We start from the raw sequence: 20,625 nt of genomic DNA, 5'->3' as shown, positions 1-20,625 counted from the left end.
TTCGCGTCAAGAAAACGCGTCACGTCAAAAGGCTCTATCCCACCATCCGGTCGCGGCCGGTCCAGAAGCCGGCTTTCAGCACCTTCTTGTCGACCTTGCCGACGCCGGTCATCGGCAGCTCGGTGACGAACTTGATGTGTTTTGGCGCATGCGCCGAGCCCTTCTTCGCCTTCACCAGGTTGATCAGCTCATCTGCGTTCGGCCGGGCGCCTTCGCGGGCGACGATCACGGCGGTGACGGCCTCGCCCCATTTGTCGTCGGGCACGCCGACCACGGCGACCATCGCGACGTCGGCATGCTGCGACAACACATCCTCGACCTCGCGCGGAAAAATGTTGAAGCCGCCGGAGACGATCATGTCCTTCTTGCGGTCGAGGATGAACATGTAACCGCGCTCGTCCGATCGCGCGATGTCGCCGGTGTGCAGCCAGCCGTTCTTGAGCGTCTCTGCGGTGGTGTCCGGCCGCTTCCAGTACTCGGCCATCACATGGCTGGCGCGAACGCAGATCTCGCCGGCCTCGCCGGTGGCAACTTCCTGGTCGTCATTGTCGAGAATCTTGACCTGACAGGCGGCGATCGGGAATCCGCAGGACAAGAACAGCTCCGGCGTCTTGGGATCGTGGTCGGCCTTGCGCAACACCGACACCGGATAGCATTCGGTCTGGCCGTAAAGCTGCGAGAACACCGGCCCGATCCGCTTGATGCCTTCGACCAGCCGGCTCGGCGACATCGCGGACGCGCCATACAGCAGCAGTTCGAGCGAGGAGAGATCGGTCTTGTCGAGAGACGGATGATCCAGCATCACGTAGATCATCGTCGGCACGAACAGGGTAAAATTGATCTTCTCGCGTTCGATGGTCTTGAACACGGCTTCCGGGTCAAAGCCCTTCAACATGTGCACGGTGCCGCCGCGCATCAGCGTCGGCAGCACTTTGGTGCCCGCGACGTGGCTGATCGGCGCCACCGTCAGGTAACGCGGCGTGTCGGGAATTTCGAAATCGGCGAGGATCGCATTGGCAAAGCCGCCATATTCGCGGTGGTGGCGCAGTGCGCCCTTGGATTTGCCCGTCGTGCCGCCGGTGTAGTTGAGCGTGGCGATATCGTCGGGGCCGGCAAAGCTGCGCGCCGTGGCGCTGCCGGCCGCCTCGATTGCCTGCAGCAGATCGGCGCCGTAATCGGCCGGCCCGAGCGTGAAGACGGTTTTCAGGTTCGTGGCCTTGGCCGCGAGTTCGCGCCCGCGATCGCGGAAGGTGACGCCGTCGACGACGAGCATCTGCGCTTCGGAATCTTCCAGTTGAAACAATTGATCGTCGAGCGAACCCAGCGGATGCAGCCAGGTGATGGCAAACCGCGACAATTGCGCGGCGCAGCCGGCGCACCAGGTGTCGGCGCGGTTGGCGGTGAGAAACGCGACGCGGGTGCCGGGCGCGAAGCCCAGCTGCATGAAAATGCTTTGGATGCGGCCGATCATGTCGGTCGCGCCACGGTAGGTGATCGATCCGCCCGGCCAGCTGAACGCCGTCCGCTCCGGGTAGCGCGCCAGCGCCCGCAACGTCTGTTCGCATACCGCCGGAAACGCGTAGAGCGGATTGCCCATTCTTCTCTCCCGCCTGTTTTGTAATTGGCCTTCGCCCGTGCCAATGTTCGGTGAACGCTAGCACAACGAGAAGTCCACTCAAGCCGGGAACAAGCACCTTGCCCACAATCGACCTTCTCGCGCGCTTTCGCGACCGCCTCAGCCTGCCGCTGATCGCAGCACCGATGTTTCTCGTCTCAGGCGTCGAACTGGTGGTAGCCGCGTGCCGCAATGGTGTGATCGGCTCTTTCCCAACGGTGAACTGCCGCAGTCCCGAACAGCTTGAGCAATGGCTGACTGATATCGATATCCGGTTGAAGGCGCATGCGGATGCAAGCGGCAAACCGTCAGCGCCGGTCTGCGCCAACCTGATCGTGCATCGCTCCAACGCGCGGCTGGAGCAGGATCTGCAGGTGTTGCTGCGACGCGGGCCGGAGATGGTGATCACCTCGGTCGGATCTCCGGCGCCGGTGATCGAGCCGCTGCATGACGCCGGCGCGCTGGTGTTGGCCGATGTCGCCTCGATCCGCCATGCCGAGCGTGCGGTCGCCGCCGGCGCCGATGGGCTCGTGCTGCTGACGGCAGGGGCAGGCGGGCAGACCGGCTGGCTCAATCCCTTCGTGTTCGTGCGCGCCGTGCGGGCGTTCTTCGATGGACCTTTGGTGCTGGCGGGCGGCATTGCCGACGGCCACGCCTTGCGGGCGGCCGAGGCGCTCGGCTGCGATCTCGCCTATATGGGCACAAAATTCATCGCCACGCGCGAGAGCATGGCGGATATCAGATACAAGGAGTTGCTGGTTGCCAGCACGGCCGACGATGTCCTGCTGACCACGGCGTTCACGGGATTGCAGACCAACATGCTGCGGCCCTCGATCGAGGCTGCCGGCCTCGATCCCGACGATCTGCCGCAGCGCGGCGCGATCGACATCGGCAAGGACATCGACATCGGCGCGCGCGAGAACCGCCCAAAACGCTGGAAGGATATCTGGAGCGCGGGACACTCCGTCTCGGGTGTCACGGAGGTGTTGTCGGTCGACGAAATGGTCGCGCACACGCTTGCGGAATATCGCGAGGCCATCGGGCGCATCAGGCTTGGCTAGCGCACGATCCGTCCCAGGATGCGCGCCGCTTGGTCGATCTCCTTGTCGTTCCAGGCGGCGAAGCCGAGAAACAAGCCTCGCTCTTCGGTCTTGTGGTACAGCATTCTCGTCAGCGCCCGGCTGACGACACCCGCCTCGAGCAGCCGCGCCGATAGTTGCTGGTCATTGGTTCGGGGACGGCACCTTGCCAGCAATTGCATGCCTCCGGCTGGAGTTTCGACCGCGAGCCGGTTGCCGGCCTCGGTGGCAAGGGCCTGCAGCATACGATCACGCCGGCCTCTGTAGAGACGCGTCATCCTCCTGACGTGACCGAGATAGGCGCCCGCACTGATGAATTCGGCGAGCGCATCCTGAATCGTGATCGAGGTCAGTATTCCCATGTGACGTTGCGCGAGTTCAAAGAGGTCGATCAGAGCTTCCGGCACGACGACATAGCCAATGCGAATGTCGGCGTAAGTCGCCTTCGAGAAGGTGCCGAGATAGAATACGCGCGGTGACGGTGCGAGCCCCTGCAGCGCGGCCACCGGGCGTGCCTCATAATGGAATTCACCGTCATAGTCGTCTTCAATGATGCAAGCGCCCGTGGCTTCGGCAAAGCGAAGAAGTTCGAGGCGGCGGCCGATCGGCATCAACCGTCCGGTCGGATACTGGTGCGACGGGGTCACGAAGATCAGCCGCGGCGTTTCCTTGTGCGAGGAAATGACCATGCCCTGTGAGTCGAGCGGGACGGCGGAGACGATGGCGCCGGCGGCCTCAAATGCGACGTTGGCGCCGGCATAGCCCGGGCTTTCGACCCAGGCGTGATCACCCGGTTCGAGCAGCGCATTGGCGACCAGAGCCAGGCCGGCTTGCGCTGTGGGCACGAACAGGATCTGGTTGGCCACCGCCTTGATCCCGCGATGAACCACGAGATGCCTGAGCAAGGCTTCCTGCAGCGGCGGATGGTTGATGGGGCGGTCGCGGCGTAACGGAGCATTCCGCGCTGCGCGTCGCAGGCAACGGCTCCACTCATCGTGCGGAAACTCGCGCTCATCCGCTAGCCCCGGCTGAAACGGCCGGGGCCGCTCCTTATGAATCGGCGGCCAGACCGACCGTTGGAGGCTGCTCGCCCAGGCCGACACGCGTATCCGCGCGCCTCCGCCACGACCGCTTCGCGGTGGGCTCTTGCTGCGATCGAGCGACAGGCCTTCGGCCACGACCGGACGACGGCCGGCGGAAAGGGTGACATAGCCTTCCGCGGCCAATTGCTCGATCGCAAACGAGGCGGTGTTGCGCGACAGGCCGAGCGATTGCGCAAGCTCGCGGCTCGACGGCAGGCGTTGGCCGGGTGCGAGGCGGCCCTTGGTGATGAGGCCTCGCAACTGATCGGTGAGCTGGCGCGTCAGCGTCTCACCGCCGTCGCGCACCAGATGCAGCATGCCGGGCAGCAGGTCATCCATAACTGGATCCAACAAATCGCTGAGACTGGTCCTTTCATTAGGGCCAGTTCAGGGGCTAGGCAATGTGGAAACGCATCAGGATGGGGCGCATTCGGCATGGCCAGTGGACTTTCAAGCCGCAGCGCGGCGGTGCTGCTCGCCGGCGTCGTGCTGGCGTGGGGGACCAACTGGCCGGTGACGAAGATGATCGTGCAGGACGTGCCGCCGCTGTGGGCGACGGCGCTGCGCTGCATGATCGCCGCCGCGATGCTGGCGCCGATGTTGTGGGTGCAGGGGCAATTCATCGTCCCGAAGCGCGGCGACCTGCCCGTCGTGTTCTGCACCTCGATCCTGCATCTGGTGGCGTTTTCGGCGCTGGTCGCGGCCGGGCTGCAATTCGTGCCGGCGGGCAGGGCGATCGTGCTTGGCTACACCACGCCGCTATGGGTCGCGATCGGCGCCGCGATGTTCCTGTCGGAGCCCATCACGCGGCGGCGGGCGATCGGTGTCGGCTGCGGCCTGGCGGGCCTCGCGGTCATCTTCAATCCGCAGACGCTGAACTGGGGCGACCGCAACGCGCTATACGGCAGCGGAATGATTCTGCTCGCGGCCTTCTGCTGGGCCGGCAACATCGTTTATGTCCGGGCGCATAAATGGATATCGACACCCTTTCAACTGGTGTTCTGGCAGGTGTTGCTGGCAGCCGCGCTGCTCTCGACCATTGCCTGGATCACGGAAGGCGCGCCGCGCATCGTGTGGACCGCGCGTCTCGGCGCCCTGATGCTCTATAGCGGGATCGTCTGCACGGCGTTCGCCAACTGGGCGATGACGATGGTGAACCGGAGCCTGCCCGCCGTCACCACGTCGCTGTGCCTGCTGGCCACGCCGCTGCTCGGGATCATCAGCGCAACCGTGATGCTGAACGAGCCGATCGAGCCATCGCTGTTTCTGGCGATGACATTGATCATCGGCGGCATCGCGCTCGGCACCGTCGCGGGCGGATGGCCGCAGCGCGTAGCCCAGGCGAAGGGATAAGCCGGATAGATTCCACTTGCAGAAACGTACCATAATTGGTACAAGTCTTGTGGCCGATGAAACAACTGCCCGCTTTCTTCTACGCCCTTTCCTCCGGTCGGGAGCCGGTTCGGGAATGGCTGAAGGCGTTGTCGGCCGATGATCGCAAGATCGTCGGCGAGGACATCAAGGATGTCGAGTTCGCATGGCCGATTGGCATGCCGCTCTGCCGCTCCCTGGGTCGGGGGTTGTGGGAGGTTCGCAGCACATTGACACAAGGGCGTATCGCCCGCGTGCTGTTCTGTGAACATGAAGGCAGAATGATTTTGCTGCACGCCTTTATCAAGAAGACGCAGAAGACACCTGCAGGTGATCTGGAATTGGCGATCAAGAGAAGGAAGGAGATCGCATGAAAAAGGCGCATGGCAAAAAGGGCAGAATTGGATCCTCTTTCGATGATTTTCTGAAGGAGGATGGAATCTACGAGGGCGTAACTGCACGGGCGATCAAGCGTGTGCTGGTGCGGCAACTCGACGAATTGATGCAGCGTGAGGAAATTACCAAGACCCAGCTCGCCATCCGCATGAAGACAAGCCGCGCTCAACTCGATCGCTTGCTCGATCCCGAAAACGAGTCGGTAACGCTTGGGACGCTGGCGCGCGCAGCGCAGGCAGTTGGGCGCCATCTGCGCATGGAGCTGGTTTGAGAGGCGCATAGCGTTTTCGAGCGGAGCATGCCCTCGGACTTGATCCGAAGTGAATGCAGGTTCGCGTAAAGAAAACGCGTCAAGCCATCGACTTAATTCGCCACGAAATACCAGTCCTTGTCGTAGCGGACGAGTTGGCTCGGCGACTTGTCCTCGAACTCGAAGAACTTTTTGGGATCGCCGCCCGGCGGCACGCGCAGGAAGCCGGTGAAATAGTGTTTCAGGCCGCGCGAGGTCAGAAACAGCACGTAGGTGCCTTCATCGGTCTCGTCGACGACAATATCATTGCCGCCGGCGGAAACGTTCGGCTCGCGGTCGCCAAGCGCGATCAGGTTCTTGTTGGAGGCGACGTTGGGTTTCAGTTCGCCGGCTTCTATCCGCGCCACGATCCGCTCGCGGGTCTTGTGGTGCCAGTCGAAATTCTGCTGCAGGGCGATTTGCTGCAGCGGCGCATAAATGAGAATGGCGAGCGTCAGCGCGTAAATCAGCAATGGAAGCGCAAACTTCGCGCCGCCGTTCCGGATACGCAGCAGCAGCGTCGCGGACCACAGGGCGCAGCCGCAGAACACGAGCGCCATCAGCGGCACGATCGCGAGCAGGACGAAGCCGGAAGGCCAGTCCGCCATCGCCAGTTCAAAGGTCGCGACCGACAGCGTGACCGCCGAAACCAGGGTGGCCGCCGCCAGCGGAACGCGAACTGACGGCCCGGTCGCGGCCGTTGTCGTCTGGGGTACCGCTTCAGCCATGCCGGGCTGTTCCGCTCCGCTGTCAGGTTCCGGCCCGTGCCATGACGAGGCTTAACGCGCCGTTAACCATATCAGCCCCAACAATAGCCCCAGAGGATGGTCGGCCGCCACGGCCGGCCGGGCTGCAGACCGAGGGGGCATGAAATGGATCTGGACCGGTATTTTGGCAAAACCTCAGCGACCCTCGAGGAGATCCGGCGGCGGGTGATGTTTGCGCTCGATCGGCATCCGCTGTGCCGCGGCATCGAATTCGACGTCGTCCGCATGCCCCGTAACCGCAAGAACAACTGGACCGTCACCCTGCAGTCGATCGAGCCCGACGCCCTGTGGGAGGCATCCGATATCGTGGCCGACATCCAGGAAGCCTACGAACTGGCCGTAGCGGCCTGATTCCGGGCTGTTTCGGGACGATTTCCCCAGCTTTTTGATCGCGTTACGGCGCCGACCGGCATCGTAACGCCTCAATTGTCGTCCAGTTTTCGACAAAAGGGCCAGACGTCGGCGGAAATGGAGACCTTTTTGACCAAAACGATGACCATCGTTGTGCTGATCTGCTTTCTCGTGGTCGGCGCTGCCACCACTGCCATTCTCGGCCGCGACAGCGTGCCCGCGGCGTCGCCCCAGCTGGCTGCCGCTTCTGCCGTGCAGACGCCGGTATCGAACAAGGAAAACAAGAAGGACCGGCTGGCCGTCGTGAGCTACGCGCTGGCCGCCTACGAGCCGCCGCAAACCACCGCCGCACTGAGCGAGCCGTTGCGCCAGGCCTATGCCTCGACCGCGCCCGCCGATATCGGGCTGCCGAAGGAACTTGCGCCGGTCGTGGTCGCGCCGGCCTCGCCGCCGAAGCCCAAGGCCGTTGCCAAGCCGCAGCCGCAGAAGAACTACGCGTTGCTCAGCGACGTCCAGATCGCCGGAATCAGGGACCGCCTGAAACTGTCGGCGTCGCAGGAGTCCTACTGGCCGCCGGTGGAGACCGCGCTGCGCGCCGTCGCCCGCAAGATTCATGCGGGCCGGCAGGCCAACCCGACGGCTTCGGGCGTGCCGATCGATCCCGAATCCGAGGAAGTCCAGCAGTTGAAATCGGCAGCGATGCCGCTGCTGTTCCAGTTGCGGGAAGACCAGAAGAACGAAGTCCGTTCGCTCGCCCGCATCATCGGCCTGGAAAAAGTCGCCTCGATGATCTGAGAGCATGATCCGGAAAAGTGGAAGCCGGTTTTCCGAAAAGATCATGCTCAAACAAGTAAATTAGATCATGATGCGATTTCATAAAATCGCATCATGATCGCGCGCTGTGTTTGCAGCGCTGCCGGTTCCAGTTTCCTCACCAAACCGTGCCGGAACATCGCCCCATGCCACGCGTTGCCCGCGTGGATAAGGGAGCCGAACCATGCGGACATCGATGGCTTATTTTGCAGGCGTGGGAACCGTGATCGCCGCGGTGGGCGCTGGTCTTGGCGGTGGCTATCTGGCCGCGAACATCAGCAACCCGCCTACGCAAGCGGTCTCCAAGCTGGAACGCAGGATGTCGGCGGAACCGATAACCGTCTCGGCGGCACCAGCGGAGCGGGTGCGGCATGTGGCTGTGACGAGCCCTGCCTCCGCGCCGGCACAGGAGCAACCTCAGCCACAGCAGCAACCGCAGCCGCAAACGGAGGCGGCAGCGTCGTCCACCAATGCTGCTCCGTCCACCCTTAATGTCCGAGCCGAAGAGAGGGCCGCGTCTGAAGACAAGACCGCCACTAATGTCGCGGCAACGCGGCCCGTGCAGCCGTTGCAACCGGTAAAATCCGCCGAGCAGGCCGAAGAAAAGATCGCTGCGCCTCGGGATGCCTTCGCGAGAGCCCGTGACGCCGACGTCAAACGCGCGGACGCGGAAAAGCGCCGGACCGAGCGGCGCCAGCGCTGGGCCGACAAGCGCCGTGTCCAGCAGCCGCGCGAGCAGGAGCTCGAGGCGGTTGAAGAGAGCGTCCGGGAAGTGACCGAGCCGCGCCGGATCAGGATCCGACAGGAAGGCGAGCCGAGGGAGATGTTCGCGGAGCCGGCGAGAAATGAAACGCCCCGCATCAGGCTGTTCGATCAGGACAACTGATTCCTTTTCGTGCGATCGCCGCTACGTCTTGGAGCGTGATGACTTTGAAACGTCATCGCGCTCCAGCTTTTATTGAGCCTAATCTTCGAACAATGTCTCGCGGTGTCCCGCAAGAAAGTCGGGAAAGATCATTTCCCGGATGAGGCGCTCACCCGCCGTGCGATTCCACCACCTTGCGGCAGCCCTCCGACAGCTTCTCCTTGTTCGCGCGCAGGCAGGCATTCATCTGCGGCGGCTTGCCGATGTGTTCGGAGCAGAATTTTCCGGCATCCGAACGGCAGGTCATCTGCTCCTGCGAGGTGGGACCGGATTGCGCGTGCGCCAGCGAGCCGGCGGTGAGCGTCAGGATCAGCGCGGCGGACGCAGCGGCAGGCACGTGGATTGATTTTTTCACTGAGTTTTTCATGGATCACCTTTCGACGGGAGTAGGAGGGGTGAAAGCGCGCGGAAACTCGTCGAGGTCGCGTCAGGGGTCCATGCCATGTTCATGGCGTCGGAAAATTGCCTGCAAGCGTCGCGCGGCGTCGTCACGCCATCTTCATGGGATGTTGTCGTGCGCCCCTCTGCACCATGTACGTCTCACGTCGGCTGCGGTGACCGATCGGCACATCGCAAGGCTGCACGCCAAATCGGAGAGATGACATGTTGAAGAAAGCAGGATGGCTGAGCGCGGGTCTGACCTTGGCGGCGTTTTCCGCTGTGGCGTCGTTTGCGCTGGGCAGCGTGGGTTCGGCGCAGGCCGCGGTGGTTTACTGCAAGACGGCCGGCGTACCGCAGGGTTGCGTGGTGCGGCCTACGCCAGTGGCGGCAGCGGTGGTCGCTACACCGGCCGTCGGTGTTGCCCGTGTCGGCGTCGTTCGCGTCGGTGTCGGTGCCCGCGGCGTCGGTGTTCGTCCCGGCACGCCGATGAACCGCGGCGGTCCGGTCAATCGCGTTGGCCGTCGCTGAGCCAAGGCGTTTTCGAGCGGATTCCGGTTCGCGTCAGGAAGACGCGTGAAGGCGAAGAGACAAGGTAAAAGCTAACCGGCAGCGCCGTCGCTGTCGGGAAAGCGGTGAGGTAATGTCAGTCTCACGCGCGTGCCTTGATGGCTCTCTCGATCAGTGCCTTGGGCGCAGGAGCTCAGTTCCAGCTCCGCGCCACAGCGCGCAGCACGGCTTCGCATGTTGCGCAAGCCGCGCGCCGCTTTTATCGCGCCTGCCGCCGCACCGTCCGACGTGATCTCAAAACCCTGGCCGTCGTCCTCGACGGTGATGCAGCCACGGTCGAGGCCGTCGGCGCCGGCGAGCGTCTCGATCCTCACCGTGATACGCCGCGCATTGGCATGCTTGACCGCATTGGTCACGGCCTCATCCAGCAGCCGCACGATCTGGATCACATGCCACGGCCGCAGTTCGGGATGCACCGGCACGCCCTGCGCCGTGCCCGCGCGCCAGTCGAGCGCGATATCGTGCGGACGCAGCTGCGCCATGGCGCGTTCGCGCCAAGAGCCCAGCGCCAGCATCAGATCGCCGCCGATGTCGTCCATGGAGTCGATGACGAGGCGCAGATCCTTCAGCGCCGCGCGCGCCGCATCGCCGATTCCCGCGCTGCCATTGCCACGTTCGCTCAAGGCCACGATGCTGACGAGCTGGCCGCCGAGCCCGTCATGCAGGTCGCGCATCAGCCGCGTGCGCTCCCGCGCCAGCGCCGCGGCGCGGGCGCGCTCATCCTCGCGGGCGAAGCTGGCCTTCAGCTTCTCCTCCGCTTCGCGCACCTGGGTGACGAGGCGGCCGGCAAAGCCGTCGACCTGGTTCAGCGCGCGGGCGAACCGCCAGGTCAGCCCCGCGCCGATTGCCACCAGCATCACCGAATAGGATAGCCGCGCGGTGAAGATGCGGTTCGGCGTCATCTGGAACACCGAAAGCAGGTCGGCGATCCAGCAGGTCAGCATGATCGTGACGGCGCAGCCGAGCAGCAAGCCTGCGACGTTCGGCCGTTTCAGCGCCGAGCGGGCGGTGACAGCAGCCATGATGACCAGCGAGATGCCAACCATCGGCACCGCAAGAACGAGGAACAGCGTGCGGGACAGCGCCTGATTGCCGAACAGGCCGCCGAGCGCCAGCGCGATGCCCGGAATGAAAAGGATCCAGCCATAGCGCTGCCATTTCCACCCCGAGAACAGCAGCGCGAATGTCAGCACCAGCGCGCTTTCCAGCGGCGCGGAGGAAATCAGAACCACGTTGAGGCGTGAGAGCGGCGTCTCGCCCATCGGCGTTTGCAGAAAGGCCTGCGCGACGCCGACCGCCATCGCCGCCGCCAGAACCCCGTAGGCCGGTTCATGGCGGCGCATCACCCACATGATGCCGAGAATGACCGCGAGGATCGCTTGCCAGGACGAGAACACTACCGGCAGGGTGACGAAGACCAGCGTTCTCAGATCATAGGTCGGGCGCAGCAATTCGTCCGGGCCGACCCAGATGCGATCGAGGAAGCCTGTGATCGGGCCCCAGATGAACAGCCGGATCGCAATCGCGTTGTCGCCATCGCGCAGCACCGACGCCGGGATCACCGCAATCGCCGGCGTGTTGCGGTCGGGACGGTTGGCGGCAGGGTCGCGCCGGCTGTCGAGGATCACGACGCCGTTGACGGTGACTTCGACGCCGTTGGTGAACCGCGGCAGAAACACCGACCAGGCCCGCGTGGCCTCACTGGCCGGCCGTATGAACTGTCCGGCGAAGCATGGCGGGTCATCCATCGCTTGGCGCAGCGGTGAGAAATACGGCAGCGTCACCGCGCGCTCAGTGCCGCTTTCCGTGAGCCTGAACGCCGTGACTTGATATTCGGCGGGAGGCTCCGGTAGCGATTGGCGCAGCGCGAAGATGCATGCGGCCACGATCAGCGCTTGCAGCAACAGGTATTGGATCAGGCGGGACGTCTGCAGCCGCCGCCGTTCCCGGGCGGGCAGTTGTTCCGCCGTCGCATCCTCGTCGTGGTCGTTCACAACTTGATCAAGCCTTGCTGGACCGCCTCGAACACCGCTTCGCCCCGGGTATGAACCTCGAGCTTGCGATAGATGTTCTTGATATGGCCGGGCACGGTCTGGCGCGACAAGCTGAGATGGCTGGCGATCTCGGCATAGCTGAAACCCTTGGCGATCCCCCAGAGGATGTCGATCTCGCGTGGCGTCAGTTTGGCGGTGTTGAGCGCGGGGCCCGGCGGCGGCTCGGGCGTGTTCTGGGTCCGCCGCACGATGAAGCGCGCGATCGAGGCCGAGATCGGCGAGTGCCCGGCGACGAGATCGCGCACGGTGGCGGCGATGTCGGTCGGGAAGGCGTCCTTGAGCAGATAGCCGGTGGCGCCGACGGTAATCGCCGAGATTACGCTCTCCTCATCGCCGAGGATCGAGATCACCATGATCTCGGTATCGGGAAAGCGCTGCCGTGTTTCGCGGATCAGATCGACGCCATGGCCATCGGGCAGCTGAAGGTCGGTCAGCAGCACTTTTGGCGCGCCCTGCGCCAGGCAGGCGCGGGCCTCGGCGAGCGTGCCGGCCGCCCTGACCTGATATCCGGCCTTGGTCAGCGCGTCCTGCAGCCGCCAAAGCGTCGGCGCGTCGTCTTCGACCAGCACGACCGTGATGGCCTCCACCTTCGGCTCATCGTTCAATGAATTCATCTGAAAAACTCCGGCCGCTGTCCCCCGCGAACCTGGCCCAAGTGTAACGCCACAACGGCCTTTTGCGACACCCATGTTCATGGGGCGGGGTTTTTACGAGATTCGGAGGAGGCGGATCGAATAGAAAAGGCTTATACGATGGCCTCCCAACGAGGCCCCCGAAATGCCGAAAGCCCCCAAGAACGCCCCGCCGGACCAGCACGCTTCCGTAGCAGGCCGCCTTGCCGTCACGCCCGATGATGTCAAAGCCGCGGCCGCTGCGATTTCCAGTTCGGTCATCGTCACCGAATGCGACCAGAGCCGGACGCTGAGCGAGATCTGCGGCTGCAACCTCTGGCTCAAATTCGAGAACCTGCAGTTCACCTCGACCTTCAAGGAGCGCGGCGCGCTCAACCGGTTGCTGGCGCTGTCGCCGGACGAGCGACAGCGCGGCGTGATCGCGATGTCGGCCGGCAATCATGCGCAGGGCGTGGCCTATCATGCCAACCGGCTCGGCATTCCCGCCAGCATCGTGATGCCGGTGGGCACGCCGATGGTGAAGATCGAGAATACCAGGCGTCACGGTGCCGAGACGATCATTTCCGGCAAGACGCTGGAGGAGGCCGCCGAATTCGCGCGCGCGCATGGCAAGGCAGAGAATCTCACCATGATCCATCCTTACGATGATCCCTTGATCATCGCAGGGCAGGGCACCATCGCGCTCGAAATGCTCGCTTCGGTGCCGCAGCTCGATACGCTGGTGGTTCCGATCGGCGGCGGTGGGCTGATCTCCGGCATTGCGGTCGCGGCCAAATCGTTGAAGCCGGCGTTGCAGATCATTGGCGTGCAGGCGCAGCTCTATCCCTCGATGTACAACGCCATCAAGGGCGAGAGCCTGCCGATGCGCGGCGACACGCTGGCCGAAGGCATCGCCGTCAAGGCGCCGGCCCGGATCACCACCGACATCATCCGCCGTCTCGTCGACGACATCGTTCTCGTCACCGAAGACCAGATCGAGCGTGCGGTGGCGATGCTGATCGCGATCGAAAAAACCGTGGTCGAAGGCGCCGGCGCGGCGGGTCTTGCCGCGGTGCTGGCAGCGCCGGAGCGTTTTGCCGGCCGCAATGTCGGCCTCGTGCTGACCGGCGGCAACATCGATACGCGGCTGATTGCCTCGGTGCTGACCCGCGAGCTCGCGCGCGAGGGCCGGCTGACGCAGATCGCGATCGACATCGTTGACAGGCCGGGGCAACTGGCCGCGGTCTCGGCGCTACTCGCCGAAGCCGGCGCCAACATCATCGAGGTCTCGCACCAGCGCACCTTCTCCGACCTGCCCGCCAAGGGCACGCTGCTCGAAGTCGTGATCGAAACGCGGGATCGCGCGCATCTGGAGGACGTGATGAAGCGGCTCGGCGAGGCGGGGTTTACGGCGTGGTTGCCGGGGCGGCGGTAACGAAGCGTTTTCGAGCGCAGCAGATACTGCTTCGCATAAAGGAAACCGGCGTCAAGGCGACGTGCTGGGCGCAAACCCGCTGCATATCACGGTGACCGGCGAACGCCTGCTGCTGAGCTGCTCTTTTCGTGTTGATCGGCATACTCAGAATCTTCCGCTACTCGATGTTCGGAGATTTTGGTCGGCACCGGCTCGATGATGAACGCAGAGCGCGGTCGCAGTATTGGATTCCCTCCTCGTGAAGCACCGGGCCCCGATCTCGTTTCCGGGCCCGAATGAATCCACTGCCTTGCCGAATTTGAGCCGCATTATGACCCACTTCGCGGCTAAAGGTCGTTCCGCAGGGGGCGCAACACCGGGGGTTTTCATGTCCGGTCATTTGCGATTTTGCTTCGCCGCTTTTTTCCTTCTCGCGGCTTTCCCGACTTCACCTGCGTCTTCGAATCCTTTTTCCGACGTCTTCAACGCGGCTCCCGCTCCCGCGCAAGCCACTGCGCCCGCTGCTGCTGAAGGGGAGTGCTTGCCGCGGCCTAGCCAGTCGACGGCGGCCGGCCAGCGCTGGGTCTATCGTTTTGACGGCCACCGCAAATGCTGGTTCCAAACCGCTCAGGGGATCGCGACGGTGAAGAAACAGGTTCGTCATAGCGCCGCCAGACCCCTTGTCGCCGTTCCTGAGGAGAACGAGGCTGCACCGCGCAAGCAGAAGGTGGTCGTGGATGCGCGTGCGGAGCTGCCGCGCTCCACACCGGCGGAAGCGTCTCAGCCGACACAGCTCGCACCCGAGTTCAAGGTGGTCGATGCCGCTTCCGTCCTGACGACGGGGTCCGCGGCCTTCGTGCCACTGGTCCCCGTCGAAAAGCTCGCGACCGATCAGCTCGCGCCCGACCACGCCACGCCGCGCCAAGGCGACGTGGAGACGCTTCTGTCGGCCGCACCGGCCCCCAGCGACGCGGTTGCCGCCTCCGTGCCTTCGGCGCCCGTTGCCCTTCCTGTCGCCGAGGCAGCCGATGACGGGCGGGGCTGGATGGCAACCTTGCTTGGCGTGCTGCTGATGGCGCTGGGGTTCGTTTCCGTCTTGGGTTCGAGCCCGACCCTTCGGGAGGCCGTGCTGTTGCGCGATTGATGCGAGGGCCGGGTTGGCGGCCATAGCGGAAGACGGATTCCGGAGCCTGATGCTTCATGCATGCGCCGCGGCAAATCGCGCCCTATGGATCAGCCTGTCGATGCCGACGAACACGGCTCATTCGGGCAATCCCGCTTTCCGAAAACCCTCAATCATCAGCTTCGCAGTTTTTGATACCTGGCTCCGGGCGATCCACGCCGATATCGTGAAATCGGGATCGATCTCAAACATGCGAGCCGCCGCCTCACGGGCTTGAGTGTGCCGTCCGAGATGGGCGAAAGCAGACGCGAGGCAGCGGTATGGTCCTGGAATGGAAGGGTTCTGACGCAGGGATTTCTTCCCTGCAACGATGGCCTCGTCAAAGCGACGAAGCTCAATAAAGGCAAATCCCATCCCGAGAAACGTTGAATATAGTTGCGGGTCTACCGGACTCATGCGCATGGCACGTTCAAAGCTCCGGATCGCTTCCTCCGGCTGCCCCGCAATCTCATAGACCCAGCCTCTGCGGTTCCATGTGTGAAATGAATTTGGGTTGAGCGCGACCGCCCGATCGGCCATCGCAATCTCAGCCTCACAATCGCCGATCAACAAGGCCGAGTTTAATGCAGCGGTCGCTAACGTGTCTGGATCATGATCGTCGAGGCTCAATGCCAGGCGCATAAGCCGAGCGGCTTCCTTGCGTTCGAATTGTGGGTCGATCGCATAGCTCCTAAGCACGTTTTCCATATGACAGTCACATGCCAAAGCTGCCGCAGCAGCAAACCCAGGGTCAAGCTCCAAGGCGCGCTGGACCAGTCGGAGTGCCTCGGCCAAACTTTCGCGGGTCGATCGGATGGCTTGCTGTAAAGCCCGGAGAAAAAGATCATACGCGGTGAGGTCTTCCGGTCGCCGCCGCGTCGCCAGTGCAATTCGTGCTTGAAACAACTTTGGCTGAATAGCTGAGACAACGGCGAGCGTGACTTCATCCTGCAACGCGAAAATATCTGTCATGTCACGCTCGAACTTGTCCGCCCAAATGTGCGAGCCCGTAGCCGCTTCAATCAACTGGCCCGTGATGCGAACTTTCCCCGACGCCTTGCGCACCGCCCCCTGAAGGACATAGCGTACGCCAAGCCTGTGCCCGACTTCCTTGATCTCGATCGCTTTGCCTTTGAAGGTAAAGCTCGAATTTCGAGCGATCACGAACAACGATTTGAACCGCGAAAGCGCGGTAGTGATCTCCTCAACCATCCCGTCCGCGAAGTACTCCTGCTCGGGATCGCCAGACATGTTCGCGAACGGCAGTACGGCGATGGAGGGCTTGTCGGGAACTGCAGGAGCGCTCTCGGGCGCATCGCCCGGATTTGGGCCCGCAACTTCTCGAGTCTCCCGCACCTGTCCGACGAAACGGAATCCCTTGCGCGGTGACGTTTTGATCAGGCGTTGCTCTGCGCCGGAATCGCCGATGGCGCAACGGGCGGCGTTCAGGCGGGTCGTCAGTGCCGCATCCGAAACGCTACGCCCATTCCAAACGGCATTGATGAGGTCGTCTTTACTGACGACGCGCTCCCTGTTGCGGATCAGGTAATCAAGCAGATCGAACACCTGTGGTGCGATGGAGACGACGTCCGCGCCGCGATGCAGCTCGCGCCGGTCAGGGTCGAATGCGTAGTCCTCGAAGAGATAGCGCAAGACGCGAATCCCCTTGGATGAGAGCCCCCGATAACCGGGTATCGCTTTGGCCTGACTGTAAGTCGCAACAATAAGCTGCAGGTGAGGAAAATGTAAGATGCCGGTCAAGCATGGCCGCCGCTCTCGCGGTACCTTCGCGCCGGCTGTGACGGCTCCTGACACCATGGTGGCAACAGGGGAACGCTAAGGTCGTGGAAGAAAACACCGTCCCAGGGGGACTTTGCAATGAGCACAACGCACGGCACAACGTGGCTGGAACGGACATCCGTATCGACCCGGTACGTCTCCAGCTTCATCTGGAAATATTGGGATGCCTTTCGGGAGCGCCGCGAACGCCAAAAATTGTGCGCCACCCTGTCCAAGTTAAGCGACGCGGAGCTGATGGACATCGGCACCACGCGCGGAGAGATCGACTACGTCGCTTCGCACCGAGGTATTGACCCGCGAGGCATCCGATCCGGCGAATGGCTCCGATACCTGCCAACGGTAGACGGCGAGATTGGGCCTACCGACTTTCGATAAGGGTCAAAAGGCGACTCTTGCCTATGGCTCGCGCCACGTCAGCTAGGGAGCCAGAAGCAGATATTAGCCGATCGCTCCTCAATGTTCGCCAAGTGCCGACAGCGGACATGCGGCACGCTTCCAAATCGCTCGAAAGTGCGATCATATGCGTCCGGGGACACTTGGCGTTCCGGGGCGAGGGTGTCCACTTGCACGGGGGAGAATGCGCGTGAAGGAACTCGCTGGAAAGACCGCGTTCGTGACCGGCGCAGCGTCAGGCATTGGACTGGGGATCGCGACCGCCTTCGCCCAAGCGGGGGCGAAAGTCATGCTTTGCGACATCGAAGAAGCGGCTCTGTCCGCAGCGCTCAAGCAGCTGAGGCTCACCAACGTCGATGTCGACGGCGTGAAAGCAGACGTTTCGCTCAAAGCCGAACTCGTGGCGGCCGCCGAAGCCACGACTGCCCGCTACGGCAAGGTGCATATCCTCGTCAACAACGCGGGCGTCGGCGGCGGTGGGCCTTATGGCACCTGGACCGAGGCGTCGTGGGACTGGACCATGGGCGTCAACCTGATGGCGACCATTTGGGGGATCGAGATTTTCGGGCCGTTGATCGAGCAGCACGGCGAGGGTGGGCACATCGTCTCCACAGCCTCGATCGCTGGCCTCATTTCAGGGCAGAGCAATGCATACAACGTTTCCAAGTATGGCGTTGTCGCGCTGTCAGAGGGCCTGCGGCGTGAACTCGCGCCCCGCGGGATTGGCGTATCGGTGCTGTGCCCAGGGTACATCCGCACTCAAATCATGAACTCAAGACGCAATCTCCCCATGCGCTTCGAGGGGGAGGTCGGTGCCTTGCCGACGTCGGGTCCACGCGCCGAGCAGATCAATATGATCCGGGAACGCATCTCTCAGGGCATAGATCCCATCTATGCCGGTGAACTCGTCCGTGAAGGCGTCGAAAAGGACTGGCCATATATCTTCACCGACCTCGAATTTGAGCCGATGATCGAAGCGCGCTTCGCCGCAATCAAGCAAAGCTTTGACAACATCCGCGGGCACAAACCGAAACGTTGAGCGCAAATTTCGACCAAATGAGGGGTCGGCCTTGGGCATATCTACCGGATCTGCTTTGGGTCATTTTCGAAATTGAGAGCGAATAATCGGAATGTCCGCTTCACCTCGCCTCGATGAGCCGACGTCGTCAGCGCCGCGTGTTGGGTCCGAAAAGGCCCACGAGCTGACATCGAACGTGGGCCTCGGCCGATCGCTGTAGACAGCACGCCGTCGCGCGTTCGCCGGGCTAGCCCATAGGCATCAATCGAAGTGAGTTTGCATTTTCCGGCCGTACTCGTGCGGGATATCTTCCCATCCATACGGTGCGGCATGCATGAGGCGGCGTTCCTCGGCGCGGGCGGGAGAGGTGGTTGCTGGGAGCAGAATGGTGAAAGCCGCGATGATGAGAGTCCGGAACGTGGGCATGTTTCCCCCCGGCACCGCGCCCGCTCGCGCTTCCAATCTTGCGATTTGGCGGTTGAACTGAAGCCGCGTGTTTAACCCTTTATTTACGCCAAGTCGTTGTTCGGAGTGTCCGGACACGGACCGCGAACCGTCTCACGCTAGAGGTAGAGATGTAACGGGATCACAACCTCATGCTCAAGCCCCCGGTCGTTTCCGGACTTTTGCCTTACGTGCGCATCCTGACGCAAACCGTCGTTGGCATCGTCATTCTGGCCGTCACGTTCGGCTTGATCGGCCTATTGAAGTTCCCGGTCCTGATGCTGGCCTTTATCGCGCCACCGATCTCCGGCGCGCTCAATCTCGTGTGGTTCGCGGTCATCATCGGACTGGTGATCTGCGGGCTGAGATGGTCGAAACCGGGACTGGCGCTCGCCCCGGTGCTTTTCCTTGTCGTTTGGGCCTGCGTGGCTGTCGTGAGCCAGTGGCGGCTGCAGGAGAGCATCGACCCGAAAGTATGGGATCGACCGACGAGCCCGGAAGCGAGCGCGCAGCGCACGCTGATCGTGCAGGCGTTTGGCAGCATCGACCGTAAAATCGTCGCCGATGGTCATGTCGATCGCTTGATCAAGCTCCAGCTCGACGATTCAAACCAGAGAATCTCCGGCATCGAGGAGATTTCGCTCGCCAGGGGCGAAGCGTGCTCGGCCGAAGACAGAAGGGCTTCGCCGCAATTGCAGAATGCCGGACGTTCCGACGCCTGCTTCAAGTGGCGCAGCCTTGCCGAGATTCCTGACGGTCTCGTGGTCGAGCAGCTCTTCCGGATCGGCATTGCTAACGGCGGCGCAGGCTGTTGCAACGAGACGCAAGCCAGAATGCGGAGCGGCGGCAAAGAGCGGCTACTGTTCTCGTGGTACCAGGGGCAGGCCTATGTCCTGTCCTATTTCCCGGTCTTCGGCTTCCTTGTTCCTTCGACCCGCCTTTGGGAAGCCGGCTCCGGGCTCTCCCATCCCGTGCGCTACGGGCTCGACGACGTCGACCCGATAACGATGATCAGCGCAATTTACGGCGTGACGCCCGCTTACCAACCGGACACTGGCGCGCCTCTGCCACGCCCGGTGCCGAGTCTGACGGAAACGCTGGATCAGGCGGAGACATTCGCCAAGCAGCCAAATGTCAGCCCGAAAAGCGTCGCGGCCTTACTTATCGCGGCGCGCGACAACGGGATCGTCGACGAGCGCTCGCTCGACGTCGCGGCGTCACTGATCGGACATGACCGCGGGGGCTGGGCTGCGGTCACGGACTTTGTGAAGAAACTCACCAACGCCCAGACTGAGTTGCTGGTCGAAAAGGTGCTGACGCGGCTGGAGACGCCAAATATCTGCGAACACTGCGTCGTAAGTAGTTCTCTCGCCTATCCCTCCTTGTCGGACTGGAAGCTCAGGGAGCGGCTGTCGAATGCCGATTCGGTCCATGAGCGTGTGATCCGGACCTTCGTGGAGCGCCACGATCTCGCGACATGGCAATACGAGGGGAACCTCAGGTTCATTACGAGCCTTGGGCCTCAAGCCTATCCGGCGATCGGCAACTACATCCAGGGAGCCGTCCTCCAGCTGATTTTGATCGACGACACGCCGGCCTATTCCGACAAGGCCATCGCATTCCTGCGCGGAAGCAACTTCCGGCCGAGCAGCGCAGGCGCAAAGCTGGGGGCGAAATTCGACCTGGTGCGCGACCAGCATCTCAAGGAATACATGACACGGATCTGGAGCTACGAGCTCAACAAGCTGCCGCAGCGAAACGCGCCGCCGGAGACTTACGCGATCGCGACGAAAGCGTGCGGGCGCATCGCACGGATTGCGGATCCAGCTCTCCGCGCGGAGAGGTTTGGGGTCGATTGCCCGGTCCCAATCAGATGACCGGCGCTAAGCCGACCTCATCAATTGCCGCGTCCGCCCAGGGTCAAAAAGCCGATCTTCCGGAGGGCATCGACTCGGGTCCGCGGGCCAGAACCGTACTTGTCTCAAACCGCGCGTCGCTTCGCGATTCTGCCAAATGCTGCGGCGGGGGACAAGCCACGATCATGGCTGGCAGCCAAGATCGCGGGAGCGTTCTCTTTTGCCCGCCGTCGGTGT

General features: G+C 62.9%; 20 protein-coding genes. 13 read left to right on the top strand and 7 right to left on the bottom strand.

Annotated elements, in window-relative coordinates; all coding sequences use genetic code 11:
* Positions 1 to 34 precede the first annotated feature (34 nt).
* Complete coding sequence (locus ACPPVP_RS39815) at positions 35 to 1,597, bottom strand: AMP-binding protein (RefSeq protein ID WP_426529051.1); 1,563 nt, start codon at positions 1,595 to 1,597, stop codon at positions 35 to 37.
* A gap of 98 nt (positions 1,598 to 1,695) precedes the next feature.
* On the opposite strand from ACPPVP_RS39815, the gene ACPPVP_RS39810 reads away from it, so the two are divergent.
* The gene (locus tag ACPPVP_RS39810; protein WP_426529049.1) at positions 1,696 to 2,676 is read left to right on the top strand and encodes an NAD(P)H-dependent flavin oxidoreductase; all 981 of its coding nucleotides are present in this window, start codon (positions 1,696 to 1,698) and stop codon (positions 2,674 to 2,676) included.
* On the opposite strand, the gene ACPPVP_RS39805 is transcribed toward ACPPVP_RS39810, so the two are convergent.
* Positions 2,673 to 4,115 carry a PLP-dependent aminotransferase family protein gene (locus ACPPVP_RS39805; protein ID WP_426529047.1) on the bottom strand — a complete coding sequence of 481 codons (1,443 nt, stop codon included), beginning with the start codon at positions 4,113 to 4,115 and terminating at the stop codon, positions 2,673 to 2,675. The genes ACPPVP_RS39810 and ACPPVP_RS39805 overlap by 4 nt on opposite strands.
* A gap of 96 nt (positions 4,116 to 4,211) precedes the next feature.
* Here ACPPVP_RS39805 and ACPPVP_RS39800 point away from each other — a divergent pair, with 96 nt between their 5' ends.
* The 3 genes from ACPPVP_RS39800 to ACPPVP_RS39790 are packed head-to-tail and all read left to right on the top strand — an operon-like array spanning position 4,212 to position 5,814.
* Positions 4,212 to 5,129: a DMT family transporter gene (locus ACPPVP_RS39800; RefSeq protein ID WP_426529045.1), complete on the top strand. Its 918-nt coding sequence runs from the start codon at positions 4,212 to 4,214 to the stop codon at positions 5,127 to 5,129.
* A 56-nt stretch (positions 5,130 to 5,185) separates the two neighbouring features.
* Positions 5,186 to 5,521: a type II toxin-antitoxin system RelE/ParE family toxin gene (locus tag ACPPVP_RS39795; protein ID WP_426529043.1), complete on the top strand. Its 336-nt coding sequence runs from the start codon at positions 5,186 to 5,188 to the stop codon at positions 5,519 to 5,521.
* The gene (locus ACPPVP_RS39790) at positions 5,518 to 5,814 is read left to right on the top strand and encodes a helix-turn-helix domain-containing protein (protein WP_426529041.1); all 297 of its coding nucleotides are present in this window, start codon (positions 5,518 to 5,520) and stop codon (positions 5,812 to 5,814) included. The genes ACPPVP_RS39795 and ACPPVP_RS39790 overlap by 4 nt, the downstream gene beginning before the upstream one ends.
* Positions 5,815 to 5,906: 92 nt before the next feature.
* Here ACPPVP_RS39790 and ACPPVP_RS39785 read toward each other — a convergent pair whose 3' ends face one another.
* The gene (locus ACPPVP_RS39785; protein WP_426529039.1) at positions 5,907 to 6,560 is read right to left on the bottom strand and encodes a hypothetical protein; all 654 of its coding nucleotides are present in this window, start codon (positions 6,558 to 6,560) and stop codon (positions 5,907 to 5,909) included.
* A 144-nt stretch (positions 6,561 to 6,704) separates the two neighbouring features.
* Between ACPPVP_RS39785 and ACPPVP_RS39780 the strand changes: the two genes are divergently transcribed.
* From ACPPVP_RS39780 to ACPPVP_RS39770, 3 genes are all read left to right on the top strand, one after another.
* On the top strand, positions 6,705 to 6,950 hold the full coding sequence (locus ACPPVP_RS39780; RefSeq protein ID WP_426529037.1) for a hypothetical protein: 246 nt from the start codon (positions 6,705 to 6,707) through the stop codon (positions 6,948 to 6,950).
* A gap of 129 nt (positions 6,951 to 7,079) precedes the next feature.
* Complete coding sequence (locus ACPPVP_RS39775) at positions 7,080 to 7,745, top strand: hypothetical protein (RefSeq protein WP_426529035.1); 666 nt, start codon at positions 7,080 to 7,082, stop codon at positions 7,743 to 7,745.
* 202 nt (positions 7,746 to 7,947) lie between these two features.
* Positions 7,948 to 8,649 (top strand): hypothetical protein, encoded by a 702-nt coding sequence (locus ACPPVP_RS39770; RefSeq protein ID WP_426529033.1) that lies wholly within the window; start codon positions 7,948 to 7,950, stop codon positions 8,647 to 8,649.
* A 148-nt stretch (positions 8,650 to 8,797) separates the two neighbouring features.
* Here the strand turns inward: ACPPVP_RS39770 and ACPPVP_RS39765 are convergent, their stop codons facing one another.
* Positions 8,798 to 9,043 carry a hypothetical protein gene (locus ACPPVP_RS39765; protein WP_426529031.1) on the bottom strand — a complete coding sequence of 82 codons (246 nt, stop codon included), beginning with the start codon at positions 9,041 to 9,043 and terminating at the stop codon, positions 8,798 to 8,800.
* A 248-nt stretch (positions 9,044 to 9,291) separates the two neighbouring features.
* Here ACPPVP_RS39765 and ACPPVP_RS39760 point away from each other — a divergent pair, with 248 nt between their 5' ends.
* Entirely contained in the window at positions 9,292 to 9,597 is a 306-nt protein-coding gene (locus ACPPVP_RS39760) for a hypothetical protein (RefSeq protein ID WP_426529029.1), read from the top strand.
* A gap of 71 nt (positions 9,598 to 9,668) precedes the next feature.
* Here the strand turns inward: ACPPVP_RS39760 and ACPPVP_RS39755 are convergent, their stop codons facing one another.
* Positions 9,669 to 11,630, bottom strand: coding sequence for an ATP-binding protein (locus ACPPVP_RS39755; RefSeq protein WP_426529027.1), 1,962 nt, complete (start codon positions 11,628 to 11,630; stop codon positions 9,669 to 9,671).
* A complete protein-coding gene (locus ACPPVP_RS39750; protein ID WP_426529025.1) occupies positions 11,627 to 12,304 on the bottom strand; it encodes a response regulator in 678 nt (225 codons plus the stop codon). The genes ACPPVP_RS39755 and ACPPVP_RS39750 overlap by 4 nt, the downstream gene beginning before the upstream one ends.
* A gap of 163 nt (positions 12,305 to 12,467) precedes the next feature.
* Here ACPPVP_RS39750 and ACPPVP_RS39745 point away from each other — a divergent pair, with 163 nt between their 5' ends.
* A complete protein-coding gene (locus ACPPVP_RS39745; RefSeq protein WP_426529023.1) occupies positions 12,468 to 13,736 on the top strand; it encodes a threonine ammonia-lyase in 1,269 nt (422 codons plus the stop codon).
* Positions 13,737 to 14,103: 367 nt separating this feature from the next.
* On the top strand, positions 14,104 to 14,859 hold the full coding sequence (locus ACPPVP_RS39740; RefSeq protein WP_426529021.1) for a hypothetical protein: 756 nt from the start codon (positions 14,104 to 14,106) through the stop codon (positions 14,857 to 14,859).
* A gap of 117 nt (positions 14,860 to 14,976) precedes the next feature.
* On the opposite strand, the gene ACPPVP_RS39735 is transcribed toward ACPPVP_RS39740, so the two are convergent.
* On the bottom strand, positions 14,977 to 16,530 hold the full coding sequence (locus tag ACPPVP_RS39735) for a tetratricopeptide repeat protein (RefSeq protein ID WP_426529019.1): 1,554 nt from the start codon (positions 16,528 to 16,530) through the stop codon (positions 14,977 to 14,979).
* Positions 16,531 to 16,755: 225 nt separating this feature from the next.
* Here ACPPVP_RS39735 and ACPPVP_RS39730 point away from each other — a divergent pair, with 225 nt between their 5' ends.
* The 3 genes from ACPPVP_RS39730 to ACPPVP_RS39720 all read left to right on the top strand — a co-directional run bounded on the left by ACPPVP_RS39730 (position 16,756) and on the right by ACPPVP_RS39720 (position 20,409).
* Positions 16,756 to 17,052 carry a DUF1127 domain-containing protein gene (locus tag ACPPVP_RS39730; protein WP_426529017.1) on the top strand — a complete coding sequence of 99 codons (297 nt, stop codon included), beginning with the start codon at positions 16,756 to 16,758 and terminating at the stop codon, positions 17,050 to 17,052.
* Positions 17,053 to 17,260: 208 nt separating this feature from the next.
* On the top strand, positions 17,261 to 18,109 hold the full coding sequence (locus tag ACPPVP_RS39725) for an SDR family NAD(P)-dependent oxidoreductase (RefSeq protein ID WP_426529015.1): 849 nt from the start codon (positions 17,261 to 17,263) through the stop codon (positions 18,107 to 18,109).
* A 575-nt stretch (positions 18,110 to 18,684) separates the two neighbouring features.
* The gene (locus ACPPVP_RS39720; protein WP_426529013.1) at positions 18,685 to 20,409 is read left to right on the top strand and encodes a hypothetical protein; all 1,725 of its coding nucleotides are present in this window, start codon (positions 18,685 to 18,687) and stop codon (positions 20,407 to 20,409) included.
* Positions 20,410 to 20,625: the final 216 nt, after the last annotated feature.

Origin of the sequence: Bradyrhizobium sp. McL0615 (genome assembly GCF_049993905.1) — a bacterium.
Classification (GTDB): Bacteria; Pseudomonadota; Alphaproteobacteria; order Rhizobiales; family Xanthobacteraceae; genus Bradyrhizobium.
Note: the sequence above shows the minus strand (reverse complement) of the source record. Positions and strands in the feature narration are given on the sequence as shown.